The 13,843-nt window shown below is 51.0% G+C and carries 14 protein-coding genes; 9 read left to right on the forward strand and 5 right to left on the reverse strand.

Going from position 1 to position 13,843, the window contains the following annotated elements:
- Positions 1 to 74 precede the first annotated feature (74 nt).
- Positions 75 to 1,730, forward strand: a complete 1,656-nt coding sequence (locus tag SK33_RS11830; protein ID WP_003836107.1) for a glucan biosynthesis protein D — start codon at positions 75 to 77, stop codon at positions 1,728 to 1,730.
- Positions 1,731 to 1,897: 167 nt separating this feature from the next.
- Positions 1,898 to 2,122 carry a YdcH family protein gene (locus SK33_RS11835; protein WP_003020276.1) on the forward strand — a complete coding sequence of 75 codons (225 nt, stop codon included), beginning with the start codon at positions 1,898 to 1,900 and terminating at the stop codon, positions 2,120 to 2,122.
- Between the two features lie 66 nt (positions 2,123 to 2,188).
- Here the strand turns inward: SK33_RS11835 and alr are convergent, their stop codons facing one another.
- The gene (gene alr / locus SK33_RS11840) at positions 2,189 to 3,415 is read right to left on the reverse strand and encodes an alanine racemase (RefSeq protein WP_048217781.1); all 1,227 of its coding nucleotides are present in this window, start codon (positions 3,413 to 3,415) and stop codon (positions 2,189 to 2,191) included.
- A 218-nt stretch (positions 3,416 to 3,633) separates the two neighbouring features.
- Between alr and rimL the strand changes: the two genes are divergently transcribed.
- The gene (gene rimL, locus SK33_RS11845) at positions 3,634 to 4,179 is read left to right on the forward strand and encodes a 50S ribosomal protein L7/L12-serine acetyltransferase (protein WP_003836113.1); all 546 of its coding nucleotides are present in this window, start codon (positions 3,634 to 3,636) and stop codon (positions 4,177 to 4,179) included.
- Here rimL and ydcK read toward each other — a convergent pair.
- A complete protein-coding gene (ydcK, locus tag SK33_RS11850) occupies positions 4,171 to 5,151 on the reverse strand; it encodes a YdcK family protein (protein ID WP_046670723.1) in 981 nt (326 codons plus the stop codon). The two genes, rimL and ydcK, sit on opposite strands and share 9 nt — an antisense overlap.
- Positions 5,152 to 5,264: 113 nt before the next feature.
- Here ydcK and tehA point away from each other — a divergent pair, with 113 nt between their 5' ends.
- The 3 genes from tehA to SK33_RS11865 all read left to right on the forward strand — a co-directional run bounded on the left by tehA (position 5,265) and on the right by SK33_RS11865 (position 7,702).
- The gene (tehA, locus tag SK33_RS11855) at positions 5,265 to 6,266 is read left to right on the forward strand and encodes a dicarboxylate transporter/tellurite-resistance protein TehA (RefSeq protein ID WP_003020259.1); all 1,002 of its coding nucleotides are present in this window, start codon (positions 5,265 to 5,267) and stop codon (positions 6,264 to 6,266) included.
- Positions 6,266 to 6,862: a tellurite resistance methyltransferase TehB gene (gene tehB / locus SK33_RS11860; protein WP_003836119.1), complete on the forward strand. Its 597-nt coding sequence runs from the start codon at positions 6,266 to 6,268 to the stop codon at positions 6,860 to 6,862. The genes tehA and tehB overlap by 1 nt, the downstream gene beginning before the upstream one ends.
- Positions 6,863 to 7,030: 168 nt before the next feature.
- Positions 7,031 to 7,702 carry a DUF3313 domain-containing protein gene (locus tag SK33_RS11865; protein WP_003020253.1) on the forward strand — a complete coding sequence of 224 codons (672 nt, stop codon included), beginning with the start codon at positions 7,031 to 7,033 and terminating at the stop codon, positions 7,700 to 7,702.
- Positions 7,703 to 7,739: 37 nt separating this feature from the next.
- On the opposite strand, the gene SK33_RS11870 is transcribed toward SK33_RS11865, so the two are convergent.
- Positions 7,740 to 8,648: a DMT family transporter gene (locus SK33_RS11870; protein WP_003020250.1), complete on the reverse strand. Its 909-nt coding sequence runs from the start codon at positions 8,646 to 8,648 to the stop codon at positions 7,740 to 7,742.
- A 185-nt stretch (positions 8,649 to 8,833) separates the two neighbouring features.
- Here SK33_RS11870 and SK33_RS11875 point away from each other — a divergent pair, with 185 nt between their 5' ends.
- On the forward strand, positions 8,834 to 9,703 hold the full coding sequence (locus SK33_RS11875; protein WP_048217780.1) for an AraC family transcriptional regulator: 870 nt from the start codon (positions 8,834 to 8,836) through the stop codon (positions 9,701 to 9,703).
- Here SK33_RS11875 and SK33_RS11880 read toward each other — a convergent pair.
- Positions 9,686 to 10,852 carry a benzoate/H(+) symporter BenE family transporter gene (locus SK33_RS11880; RefSeq protein ID WP_003020244.1) on the reverse strand — a complete coding sequence of 389 codons (1,167 nt, stop codon included), beginning with the start codon at positions 10,850 to 10,852 and terminating at the stop codon, positions 9,686 to 9,688. The genes SK33_RS11875 and SK33_RS11880 overlap by 18 nt on opposite strands.
- A gap of 104 nt (positions 10,853 to 10,956) precedes the next feature.
- Here SK33_RS11880 and SK33_RS11885 point away from each other — a divergent pair, with 104 nt between their 5' ends.
- A complete protein-coding gene (locus tag SK33_RS11885) occupies positions 10,957 to 11,493 on the forward strand; it encodes a helix-turn-helix domain-containing protein (RefSeq protein WP_003836127.1) in 537 nt (178 codons plus the stop codon).
- Between the two features lie 79 nt (positions 11,494 to 11,572).
- Positions 11,573 to 13,534, forward strand: a complete 1,962-nt coding sequence (locus SK33_RS11890; protein WP_048217777.1) for a peptidase U32 family protein — start codon at positions 11,573 to 11,575, stop codon at positions 13,532 to 13,534.
- Positions 13,535 to 13,537: 3 nt separating this feature from the next.
- On the opposite strand, the gene SK33_RS11895 is transcribed toward SK33_RS11890, so the two are convergent.
- A complete protein-coding gene (locus SK33_RS11895) occupies positions 13,538 to 13,768 on the reverse strand; it encodes a DUF2554 family protein (protein WP_003020233.1) in 231 nt (76 codons plus the stop codon).
- Positions 13,769 to 13,843: the final 75 nt, after the last annotated feature.

The following is a 13,843-nucleotide window of genomic DNA, read 5'->3' on the forward strand; positions in this document are numbered from 1 at the left end:
AATGTGCACTCTCTTGCCGCTGATTTTGACCGGCGCGGGACCATTTACACGACCAGAAGGACTCACTTTCAGGCATGAATCGCAGACGATTTATTAAAGGTTCAATGGCAATGGCCGCCGTGTGCGGAACCAGTGGTATTGCATCACTCTTTTCCCGCGCCGCCTTTGCGGCAGAGTCTGACATTGCAGACGGAAAAACCGTACGTTTTGATTTTTCCGTTCTGCAATCGATGGCCCATGACTTAGCACAGAAACCCTGGGGCGGCGCACCGCGCGCGTTACCGGACACGCTGGCGAAACTGACGCCGCAGGCCTACAACAGCATTCAATATGACGCAGAGCAGTCTCTGTGGAACAACGTTGAAAATCGTCAGCTTGATGCGCAGTTCTTCCACGTGGGAATGGGTTTTCGTCGCCGTGTACGCATGTTCTCGGTTGATGGCAGTACGCATATGGCGCGTGAAATTCACTTCCGTCCGGAACTGTTTAAATATAACGATGCGGGCGTGGATACCAAACAGCTGGAAGGGCAGACTGACCTCGGATTCGCCGGGTTCCGTGTTTTTAAAGCGCCAGAACTGGCCCGCCGCGATGTCGTTTCTTTCCTGGGAGCCAGCTATTTCCGCGCCGTGGATGACACCTATCAGTACGGTTTATCGGCCCGCGGTCTGGCGGTAGATACCTACACCGACAGCAAAGAAGAGTTTCCTGATTTCACCTCTTTCTGGTTCGAGACGGTTAAACCGGGCGCAACCTCCTTTACCGTGTATGCACTTCTCGACAGCCCAAGCGTAACCGGTGCATTCAAGTTCGTGATCCACTGCGAGAAAACGCAGGTGATTATGGATGTACAAAACCACATCTATGCGCGCAAAGACATCAAGCAGCTCGGCATTGCGCCGATGACCAGCATGTTCAGCTGCGGCAACAATGAGCGTCGGATGTGCGACACTATTCACCCGCAAATTCATGACTCCGATCGTCTGGCGATGTGGCGGGGCAATGGCGAGTGGATCTGCCGCCCGCTGAATAACCCGCAAAAGCTGCAGTTCAACGCCTATACCGATAACAACCCGAAAGGGTTTGGCTTGCTGCAACTCGATCGCGACTTCTCCCATTACCAGGACATCATGGGCTGGTATAACAAGCGTCCAAGCCTGTGGGTCGAACCGCGCAACCAGTGGGGCAAGGGGACCATCGGCCTGATGGAGATCCCGACGACCGGCGAAACGCTGGATAACGTTGTCTGCTTCTGGCAGCCTGAGAAGAAGATCAAAGCCGGCGATGAGCTGGAATTCAAATATCGCCTGTACTGGAGTGCTCAGCCGCCGGTGCGTTCACCGCTGGCTCGCGTGATGGCGACCCGGACAGGCATGGGCGGTTTTCCGGAAGGATGGGCGCCGGGCGAGCACTACCCGGAAAAATGGGCGCGCCGTTTTGCCGTTGATTTTGTTGGTGGCGATCTAAAAGCTGCTGCGCCGAAAGGCATTGAACCGGTGATTACGCTCTCAAGCGGTGAAGCGAAACAGATTGAGATCCTCTACGTGGAACCAATCGACGGTTATCGCATTCAGTTTGACTGGTATCCGACCTCTGACTCAACCGATCCGGTAGATATGCGTATGTTCCTGCGTTGTCAGGGTGACGCCATCAGCGAAACCTGGCTGTATCAGTACTTCCCACCAGCGCCGGATAAACGTCAGTACGTTGACGACCGCGAGATGCGTTAATCACTCTCTTTACGGCTCTCCTGATGGGGAGCCGTATCTGCATTCATCCTCATAACGATTCTGTACACTATTTACTCGATCCTGTTCGCATTTTTCTGTATGGCAAATGGGTACTCTGTGAGTGTGTATTTCTTATACACGTTCTTGTCCACTAACAGGGAGAAAGTATGTTTCCAGAATATAGAGACCTTATTTCCCGACTGAAATCCGAGAACCCTCGCTTTCTGTCCTTATTCGAAAAACACAACAGCCTTGATCATGAGATCTCCAGACTGGAAGGTTCGGATGGTCGGGGGTATAGCTTGGACATTGTTCGTCTTAAGAAACAGAAACTCCACCTGAAGGAAGATTTGCTCAAAATTTTGCAAAGAGAGAGTGTCAGTGAGAGCTAAGTAGAATGGCGCTTGCTGTGTAAAAGGGCTTCCAGCGAGAAAAGGAAGCCCTTCCTGTTTTAGGTGTTAATCGACCATCACGCGTTTGTTCGTCGCCCCCCAGAGGATCGACATTTCAGTGAACAGCGCGCCGCTAATTTCTTCGACTTCTTCTGCGCTAACCTGCGCATTTCCCTGTTTACCGAACAGCACCACTTCATCGCCAGATGCAACCTGCGGTAAATCGGTCACATCGACGATCACGGTATTCATGGATGTTTTACCCAGTACCGGAACCCGCTGGCCGCGGATCAGCACGTGTCCCGCGTTACTGAATACACGGCGATAACCATCGGCATAACCTGTCGGGATATTGGCCAGAACGGAATCACGTTTAAGGGTATAGGTTCTGTCATATCCGACGGTGTTTCCTTTGGGGTAATGGTTTACCGACGCGATGGCGGATTTAAATGTCATGACGCGTTTGTATTCGGTGCTGGCGATGGTATCGCCATAAAAAATACCGCCAACACGGACCATGTCGAGCCAGGATTCAGGAACGGTCAGGGTGGCGAACGTATTCGCAACATGCAGGGTGACATCTTCGCGCTTAAGCCCGGTAATTTTCAGTACCTGGGCCGATTGCGTATTGAAACGGGCCAAATCTCGTCTAACCACCGCAGCATCTTCTTCCGGGAAATGCGACATGATGCCAACAATTTTCAGGCCGGGTAATGCGGAAATGGCGCGGGCTTCTTCCAGACCTGCAGCGGTACTGACTTCCAGACCGTTACGCGACATACCGCCAGAGTTCAGTGCCAGATGAATACGAATAGTTTTACCTTTCTCCTGAGCAATGGCACTCAGACGCTTAGCCATATCCAGATTACCGATCAGCTCTTCGGTATCGAAGTCCGCTGCCTGGCGCATCTCTTTTTCCGTCGCGTTGCGAACGCGCATGAGCTGTGATGTATAGCCTGACCGGCGAACGGTTCTAATCTCCTCATTGCTGGCGATGCCAATACATTGCACGCCGTTTTGCATCATCACCGGTGTTACCAGTGAGAGATCGTGGCCATACGCGTCTCCTTTAAGAATGGCGCACATCCGGGTTTTATCTGCCAGCAGTTGCTGAACTTTATGAATGTTATATTCCAGTGCGCTACGGGAAATTTCCAGCGTGGTATTATCCACGACCTGTTGCTGATTGACTGCAAAGGGAACGGGGCCTGCTTGAGTGGAGGAAACGGGTTGGTGACAGGCGGTAATCAGTAAAAGCGGAATAAGTGCTAAACGACCCAAAGGTGCTGCCATGCTTGCTCCTTAGCAATAAAGTGAAAGTGTTATTGTCATCATTACGGTCTATCCATGAAGGGATACCCGGATCACCAGAGTAACGGGTTCCACGCCAGAGATTCTTTCTAAGTGATTGCTGTTACAGCATAAAAATAAGACTTCCCCGACTCTAAACAGAGTAATATCGGCTACTGCCAGTCAGAAATGCCCCGTTTACGATTGCAAAGGAGATAAACATGTCAGAAATAATAATCGTTAGTGACGCGCTGGAACTGCGTGCCGTCGAAGAACAACACGTCACCCCTCTGCATCAATTGGTGCTTAAAAATAAAGTCTGGCTCCAGCAGTCGCTGAACTGGCCGCAGTTTGTGACTTCTGTGGAGGACACCCGCAAGAATGTGCAGGGCAATATGATGTTGCACCAGCGCGGCTACGCCAAAATGTTCCTTATTTTCGAACAAGGGGAGGTGGCTGGCGTTATCTCGTTTAACCAGATAGAACCGCTGAACAGAGCCGCTTATATTGGTTATTGGCTGGACGAAGATCACCAGGGCAAAGGTATTCTGTCTCAGGCGCTACAGGCATTGATTCAGCATTATGCGCAGCGCCAGGAGATTCGCCGCTTCGTGATTAAATGTCGTGTAGATAACGTCAAGAGCAACCAGGTGGCGTTGCGTAATGGCTTTCAACTGGAAGGATGCTTACGACAAGCGGAGTTCCTCAATGGCGATTACTATGATGTGAATCTCTATGCCCGCATCATTGATGACTCTTCAGAATAAACCGGCGATAGGGGTGCGCGTAATACGTTGTTCGCCGTTGATCACTTTTGGCCCGCGCAGATGGATCGCATCGCCATCAAAGGCTTCAACTTGGGCCTGACCGGTTATCTCAATATGATGCTCGATCAGCACTTCACCCAGAATACAGGCGTGGCCTTCAATCAGGATGTGCCCATCCAGCAGAATTGGGCCGCCGCGTAATTTTGCATGCCCCCCGACCAGCACATGGTGTTTCAGCACACAATTACCTTCAACCTCCGCGTGTTCCGCCACCTGCGAGCTATAGCGCAGGGTAGGAATGGCGTCTTCATCAGTTCCGGCGATGACACGCGCATGTCCATAGACTTTAGCGCAATCGCAGATCCAGACATTATTCTCTTCGTTACCTTCTACCCGTGCAAAATCAAAAACTTCAGCCCGATGTTCTATAAAGGCATAGTTAATCATCGCATCACCATAGATCTGCACCTGATGCACCACGCGTGAATTGCTGACTGTCGCCCGATCGTAAATTTGCAGGAGCTGGTCGTTTTCACGAGTTAGTCCTTTGGCGGCGATAATTTCAGAGTCACACACAATGCGCGCATCACCGCAGAGAAGGCACTCTCCGCGAACAACAGAATCCCGAATGGTGACGTTGTCACGTATTTGCGCGTTATGGCTGATTTCTGCTCGGTCAATCCAGGCTGCATCACCAATCTGCGCGCCATCTCTGACCACGCTTGCCTGTGTAATACGGGCATTTCCGGATATCGTCGCGCCGGAAAACGCGAGCGCATTCTCATCGTAAATCCAGCAATCGCCACTTTGCGAAAGCACGCTTTCATCATCAATCCAGCCACCGAGCGTACCGGCTTTAACATCATTAAAATCAATGAGCGCAATTATCTGGCGTAGTAATACGCTCTTTTTATTGCCATTATCCTGGTAACTAAAGGCGCGAGGTTCATCGCCCAGACGATATTTGGTCATAGCTCATTTCCATGTTGCGCACCTTAGTTAAACGTAGCAAAGTTTTCCGCACTGGCTAAATTCGTGGAAATTCCATAAAATGCATTTCAAATATACTTTAAAAAATAAACAAAATGAGTAAGAGCAAGCAAAGTGAGCGAGTCCTCAATCTTCCGGCCGGTTATTTTGGCATGGTACTGGGCATCATCGGGATGGGGTTCGCGTGGCGATATGCCAGCCAGGTATGGCCTGTAAGCCACTGGATTGGCGACGGTTTAGTGATCCTTGCGATGGTCATCTGGGGATTGTTGACGCTGGCCTTTATTAGTCGTTTACTGCGTTTTCCTCATAGCGTACTGGCGGAAATTCGTCATCCGGTGATGAGCAGTTTTGTCAGTCTGTTTCCGGCTACAACGATGCTGGTCGCGATTGGTTTTGTCCCGTGGTATCGACCGCTGGCAATTGTGTTGTTCAGCATCGGCGTGGTGATACAGCTGGCGTATGCAGCCTGGCAAACGGCTGGATTATGGCGTGGCGAGCACCCGGAAGAGGCCACCACACCGGGCCTGTATCTGCCAACCGTTGCCAATAACTTTATCAGCGCCATGGCCTGTGGTGCGCTTGGCTTCAACGATGCCGGGTTGGTGTTTTTGGGCGCAGGGGTATTTTCCTGGCTCAGCCTCGAGCCGGTTATTCTGCAGCGTTTACGAAGCTGCGGCGAGCTGCCGACGGTTTTACGGACTTCACTTGGTATACAGTTGGCACCCGCGCTGGTCGCCTGTAGCGCGTGGCTTAGTGTGAACGGTGGCGAGGGAGATACGTTAGCCAAAATGCTGTTCGGCTATGGTCTGCTGCAACTTCTGTTTATGCTACGCCTGATGCCGTGGTATTTGTCACAGCCGTTTAATGCGTCTTTCTGGAGCTTCTCGTTCGGCGTGTCGGCACTGGCGACTACGGGGCTGCATTTAGGGCACGGCAGCGAGTCAGGTTTTTTTCATACGCTGGCGATCCCGCTGTTTATTTTTACCAATTTTATCATTGCGCTATTACTGATACGTACGTTTGCATTGCTGATGCAGGGAAAACTGCTTATTCGCACCGAACGTGCTGCATTACTGAAATCTGAGGATAAATAATGATCCGTTGTGACGAAAACTACTTTACTGAGAAATATGATTTGACCCGCACGCATTCCGATGTCGTCGACGCGGCAAAAATTGTTGCCCCGGGCAAAACGTTAGATCTGGGCTGCGGGAATGGCCGTAACAGTCTGTACCTGGCGGCCAACGGTTATGACGTTACCGCATGGGACAAGAATCCGATGAGCATCGCCAATCTGGAACGCATTAAAAACGCGGAAGGGCTGACTAATCTGCACGCTGAGGTGGCGGATCTCAATGCGCTAAACTTTGACGGTGAATACGATTTTATTCTTTCTACCGTGGTGATGATGTTCCTGGACGCGAAAACCATCCCGGGCCTGATTGAAAATATGCAGCGCTGCACCAACCCAGGTGGGTATAACCTGATCGTCGCGGCAATGGATACCGATGATTTTCCGTGCACCGTTGGGTTCCCGTTTGCGTTTAAAACAGGGGAGTTACGCCGCTACTACACAGGTTGGGATCTGCTGAAATATAACGAAGACGTAGGTGAACTTCATCGTACGGATGAGCACGGCAACCGAATTAAACTACGCTTTGCAACAATGCTGGCGCGTAAAACGGTCTGACCTGCCCATTTGTGATAACTCTTTCTACGTTCAGCATTTTTTTCGTGCTGAATATTAAGAAAACGTTAAGATAAAATTGTGCGGGCCTTACCATTTTTAGTTCATCCAAAATGATTTCCTTTTGCTATTATTTCAGATGCATATCTGCAAATACTAAGGGATCGTTCCATGCGTGCTCAAACTTTATTTAAAGTTGCAGTGCTTACGGGTTTACTGGCGTTATCAGGCTGTGCTTCAAAAATTACGCAGCCTGATAAATATTCAGGTTTTTTAAAAGATTACTCCGGCCTGAAGGAAACAAAATCTGCAACCGGACAGCCGGTGCTGCGTTGGGTTGATCCCAACTTTAATGAGTCTAAATACGATAACATCGTTTATAACCCGATCACGTATTATCCGGTTCCTAAACCAACCACCCAGGTCGGTCAGCAGGTTCTTGATAAGCTGTTGAGCTATACCAATACCCAAATGAAAACTGCCCTGGCAAAACGTAAACCGCTGGTTACGACGCCAGGCTCGCGCAGTCTGATTTTCCGCGGGGCAATCACCGGTGTTGCTACCAGCAAAGAAGGGCTGCAGTTCTATGAAGTGGTCCCGGTTGCACTGCTCGTTGCGGGTACGCAAATGGCGACGGGGCACCGTACCATGGACACGCACCTCTTTTTCGAAGGTGAGTTGATTGATGCGGCAACCAATAAACCTGTCATTAAAGTTGTACGTCAGGGTGAAGGTAAAGACCTGAACAACGAAAGTACGCCGATGGCGTTCGAAACGTTGAAGAAAGTTGTTGATGACATGGCGACTGATGCTTCCATGTTTGACGTAAATAAAAAACAATAATAACGAAGAACGCACCATCCCTGGATGGTGCGTTTTTTTATGCCGCCCGGCGACGATATACGAGTTTACCCATCAGCGTTTCTGGTCGGGCAAACATCACCAGATTCCCCAGCAAAATCAATACTAATCCCACAATCGCATTAACCTGCCAGACATACCCTTCATACAACGTAGACAGCGTTAGCGCCACCAGTGGAAAAAGCAGTGTACTGTATGCCGCTTTACTGGGACCAATGCGTCCGACCAGCGTGAAATAGGCGCCGAAGGCGATTACCGAACCAAAAATAGCCAGATACAACAGCGCACTGAGATAACTGAAGGTCCACTGTGGCGTGAAGCTGTCGCCGCGCACCAGCGCAATGGTAGCAATCAACACGGTGCCGTACAGCATCGCCCAACTGTTGGTGGTCATCACCTCGAGACCTTTTTTCTGATGACGCAGACTTATCATATTGCCCAGTGAGAAACCAAAAGTGCCGAGGGCGCTTAAACCAATCCCCAGCAGCAGCGAGTGATTCAACCCGCTGTTGACCAAATCCTGCCAGAACAAGGTGACGATACCTGTCAGCCCCAGCCCGGCGGCAACATAAAAGCGTCCTGGTGGTTTTTGACCAAAAAACAGGTAGCTATTAACCGCATTGAACAGGACCGCCATCGAGAAAATGACGGATTCGAGACCGGTATTGATCCACGCAGCGGCAGTGTAAAAACACCAGAAGTTAAAGCAAAAAACGCATCCACCTTGTAACAGACAAAACAGATGGTCGCGTCCGGAAAGCTTACGCAATTTCCCGCTGATCAGCAGGATGGCTATCATCACGGTGCTGGCGATGGCAAAGCGCCAGAAGATGGAAACCGGCGCCGCAACCGGGCCTTGTTGCAGGTAAATCGCAATCCATGTCGTTCCCCAAATCACCACCACCAGGCAGTACAACAGTCCGTTCATACAACTCTCTCTTTTTGGTCTTCAGGCGCACACTGTGCCACGTCGGGTAGCAGGGGGCTTTCATCGGCTTGCGGTGGACTTGCAAAATCTTGCGCTTTTTTTAGTGTAAAGGTGAAAAGGAAGCTGTTAACGATATGTAGCTGATATAGACTGAAAGCCTGCTAACTTATTTTGAATGTGATGGTATGTCTCAGCCCTACGGTGCCTTTGAAAACTTACGCAAACACAATGCCGTGCTGCATGAATCAGTTGCGTTACATTCGGGGATCCAACTGGCTGCCTGGTCAAACAAGCGCGACACCATTACCCAGTATTGCGATCACCACACGCTCAGTTTATACATCGCGGATGGCTACGAGAGTTATCACAAAACGGCGGGAGGCTGGAAGAATGGCGGCGGACCGGATCGTTTTTGCCTGATGCCAAAAGAGAGCGAATCCAGTTGGGATATTCGCGACGATCTTTCCTTTGTTCATCTCTATTGTACCGACGCTCACCTGCGCGAAGTGGGTGAAAAAGTTTGGGACAAAAGCCCCTATAGCTTCACGCTGGACGAGCATACTTTTGGCAGCGACCCGCGGATCACGGCGGTTTACCGTCAGTTTTTACTTGGTAACGACTGGCTGCAACCCGCTAATCACCTCACGCTTAGCGCGGCATCTTCACTACTGTTAACGCATCTGATCCAGCATTACAGCAACGTTCAATGGCGACTTCCCGTTGTTACCGGAGGGCTTGCACCTGCCACCTTGCGCAACGTGCTGGCCTATATTGAAGCACATCTGGCGTATCCCATAACGTTGAGCGATCTGGCTGGTGAGGCAGCGCTAAGCGAATTCCATTTTGCCAGAATGTTTCGCCAGTCGATGAATATGGCGCCGCATCAGTACGTCATGCAACGCCGTATGGCACTGGCGCAGCAACTGGTCTGTTATTCATCACGCAGCCTGTCGGATATTGCAATGGCCTGCGGATTTAGCTCGGCGAGTCATTTCAGTAACCGGTTTAAACAAGTGACAGGTAAAACACCAACGCAGCTACGCGCGGCGAAATAACGTCAACACTGCGTAGCAAATACCGCCGACAACCAGCCCCCAGAATGCAGACCCAATGCCAAATACCGTCAGACCACTGGCCGTAACCAGAAAAGTTACGATGGCCGCATCGCGTTCAGCTTCATTATGTAAGGCTTGATATAAACTACCGCTAATCGTGCCGAGTAATGCAAGACCAGCAAGCATCTGGATCCAGCTTACGGGCAGGGCTGCCATCAGTCCTGTAACCGAACCGCCAAACACCCCAGCCAGAAGATAGAAGACGCCTGCTGCCGCTGCGGCGAGCCAGCGCCGATTTGCATCCGGATGCGCTTCAGGACTTTGGCAAATTGCGGCGGTTATGGCGGCGATGCAGATGGAATAGACGCCAAAAGGTGAAAATAGCAGCGCCAGTAGACCCGTAAAAACAATCAGAGGGGAAACGGGTAACGAATATCCTGATGCTTTCATGGTCGCAATACCAGGGGCATTTTGCGAAGCCATAGTGACCAGAAATAACGGTAGTGCAATGCTGATACTGTGGGCTAATGAAAAGTGCGGGGTAATAAACGCTGGGATAACCGGTGACAGATTAACATCATTAGTGACAATGTCACCTTTCATCAAGGCGATGGCAATACCCACTAACATCGCAGCGATAACGGCATATCTTGGGGCAATAACTTTTAGCACCAGCCATGCCACCAGCATACTACCGCACAAAATAAGCTCACTGTTCAGGCTATTAAATGCCTGCAAACCAAAACGCAGTAAGATCCCAGCCAACATGGCTGATGCCAGCGAGTGGGGAATGATTTTCATCAGGCGGGCAAACAGTCCGGTTACGCCGCACAGCACAATCAGCGCGTTAGCCACGATAAAAACGCCGATGGCATCCTGAATAGATACCCCGTGCAGGCCCGTCACCAGCAGCGCGGCACCGGGCGTTGACCATGCGGTAAGTACAGGAGCGCGATACCACAATGTCAGCACCAGCGTACTGACCCCCATTGCTAACCCCAGTGCGGTCATCCAACCTGCAATTTGCCCGGTAGTCGCACCTGCGGCGAGTGCCGCTTGCCAGATAATGGCCGCCGAACTGGCATAGCCAACCAGGACCGCCACAAAACCCGATAATACAGTGGGCAGGGGGATGGAGAATGCACGCATATTCACTCCGTGTGCGTTATAACGGTCAATCACTGTAGCACTGTGCGTTATAGCGTACAAGTGCTAAACTGTAGCCCCGAGTAAGGAGAGCGACGAAGGAGAAAATGGACAACTTAACCCACTATCTGGCCACAACGCTCAGGACATTACGTCACCAGCGGGAATGGAGTCTTTCGCGTCTGGCGGAGGAAACTGGCGTCTCAAAAGCGATGCTGGGGCAGATTGAACGTAATGAATCCAGTCCAACGGTGGCGACATTGTGGAAAATCGCCACTGGGCTGAACGTCCCGTTTTCAACGTTTATTTCACCACCAGAGTCAGACGGCACGCTAACATTCGATCCCCAGCAGCAGGCAATGGTCGTCACGCCGTTGTTCCCGTGGGATCCTCAACTGTGCTTCGATCATTTTTCGATACTATTGGCGCCCGGCGCGCTCAGTGAATCTACTCCGCATGAGACCGGCGTAATAGAGCACGTGGTGGTGATTAATGGTCTGTTGGATATGTGTATTGAGGGGCAGTGGCGCACCCTTAAATCTGGTGAGGGTGTCCGTTTCGCCGGAGATATGGCACACAGTTACCGTAACAGCAGCGAACAAACGGTGCACTTTCATTCGCTGATCCATTACCCGCGCAGTTAATCGGGAAAACTATTCCGAAAAGCTGCGCTTGTGACTACAATAGCCGCCATTTTTACCGCTTGTGGATGGTAACAACTGTATGCGCCAGCAGCCTCATCACCTTGAATTGTTAAGCCCGGCTCGGGATACCGCCATTGCGCGCGAAGCCATTTTGCACGGCGCAGACGCCGTTTACATTGGTGGACCGGGTTTTGGCGCGCGCCATAACGCCAGTAATAGCCTGAAAGATATCGCCGAACTGGTGCCTTTCGCCCATCGCTATGGGGCGAAAATCTTTGTGACGCTAAATACTATCTTGCACGATGATGAACTGGAACCCGCGCAGCGGTTAATTACCGATTTGTATCAGACCGGTGTTGATGCTCTGATCGTACAGGATATGGGGATTCTGGAACTGGATATTCCCCCGATTGAACTGCATGCCAGCACCCAATGTGATATTCGCAGCGTTGAGAAGGCGAAATTTCTTGCTGATGTCGGATTCACCCAGATTGTCCTTGCGCGCGAACTGAGCCTTGAGCAAATTAACGCCATCCATCAGGCTACCGATGCGACCATTGAGTTTTTCATTCACGGCGCGCTGTGCGTTGCCTATTCAGGTCAGTGTTATATTTCACATGCGCAAACCGGACGCAGTGCTAACCGTGGCGACTGTTCCCAGGCTTGCCGTCTGCCGTATACCCTGAAAGACGATCAGGGACGCGTGGTGTCCTATGAAAAACACCTGCTGTCGATGAAAGACAACGATCAGACCGCCAACCTCGGCGCATTGATTGACGCAGGTGTGCGTTCCTTCAAAATTGAAGGGCGCTATAAGGACATGAGTTATGTAAAGAATATTACCGCGCATTATCGCCAGATGCTCGATGCCATCATTGAAGAGCGCGGCGACCTGGCCCGTTCATCAGCGGGACGTACCGAACATTTCTTTACTCCATCCACGGAGAAAACCTTCCATCGTGGCAGCACCGATTATTTTGTGAATGCCCGTAAAGGGGATATCGGCGCATTCGACTCACCAAAGTTTATCGGTTTGCCGGTCGGCGAAGTCCTGGAGGTGGCGAAAGATCATCTCGATGTTGAGGTAACAGAACCGCTGGCTAACGGGGATGGCCTGAACGTGTTAATCAAACGTGAGGTTGTTGGATTCCGCGCCAACACCGTGGAAAAAACGGGGAACAATCGTTATCGGGTATGGCCGAATGAAATGCCTGCCGATCTGCACAAAGTGCGTCCACATCATCCGCTGAATCGCAACCTCGATCATAACTGGCAGCAAGCGTTAACCAAAACCTCCAGCGAACGCCGTGTTGCGATCGATATTGAGCTCGGCGGCTGGCAGGAGCAGTTGATTCTGACGCTCACCAGTGAAGAGGGCGTGAGCATCACCCATACGCTGGATGGCCAGTTTGAGGAAGCGAACAATGCGGAAAAAGCGTTGAGTAACCTACAGGACGGACTGGCAAAACTTGGGCAGACGATGTACTACGCCCGCAATATTCAGGTGAATCTGCCGGGCGCGCTGTTCGTGCCAAACGGTCAACTAAATCAGTTACGACGTGAAGCCGTTGATATGCTGGATGCAGCGCGCCTGCAAAGCTATAAGCGCGGTAGCCGCAAACCAGTATCCCAGCCTGCGCCGGTTTATCCGCAAACGCACTTGAGTTTCCTGGCTAACGTCTACAACCAAAAAGCGCGTGAGTTTTATCACCGTTATGGCGTTCAGTTGATTGATGCAGCCTATGAAGCGCATGAAGAAAAGGGCGAAGTACCGGTGATGATCACCAAACATTGCCTGCGTTTCGCCTTTAACCTGTGTCCGAAACAGGCGAAAGGGAATATCAAGAGCTGGAAAGCGACACCAATGCAACTGGTTAACGGCGATGAAGTCCTGACGCTGAAATTTGATTGCCGACCGTGCGAAATGCACGTGATCGGCAAGATGAAACATCACATTCTGAAGATGCCGTTGCCGGGTAGCGTTGTGGCTTCGGTCAGTCCGGAAGAACTGATGAAGACACTGCCGAAGCGTAAAGGTTAATCGTTAGCTCAGATGCGTATCGGGTTTACGTGATTTTTGCCAGTGATGGTGTTCACGAAGATCGGCGGCGGATTCTTCCGCCGTCACTCGCAGCTCATCGCTGTCGGCCGTGTGTCGTAGTAAATGATCGGCATCCTGCACCTGAAGATATTCATGTCCCTGATTAGTAGCGAAAAGTTGACCGGAAAAAAGCGCGCTGGCCAGCAATAACACTGTTAACCCTTTCTTAAACATCATGCACCCTCTGGTACGTTAGCTGCGGAATTGGCGATAATTTCGCCTGGTGACTATTCAATATTTTAATCGGGA

Origin of the sequence: Citrobacter sp. MGH103, from assembly GCF_001034475.2 — a bacterium.
Lineage (GTDB): Bacteria > Pseudomonadota > Gammaproteobacteria > Enterobacterales > Enterobacteriaceae > Citrobacter > Citrobacter freundii.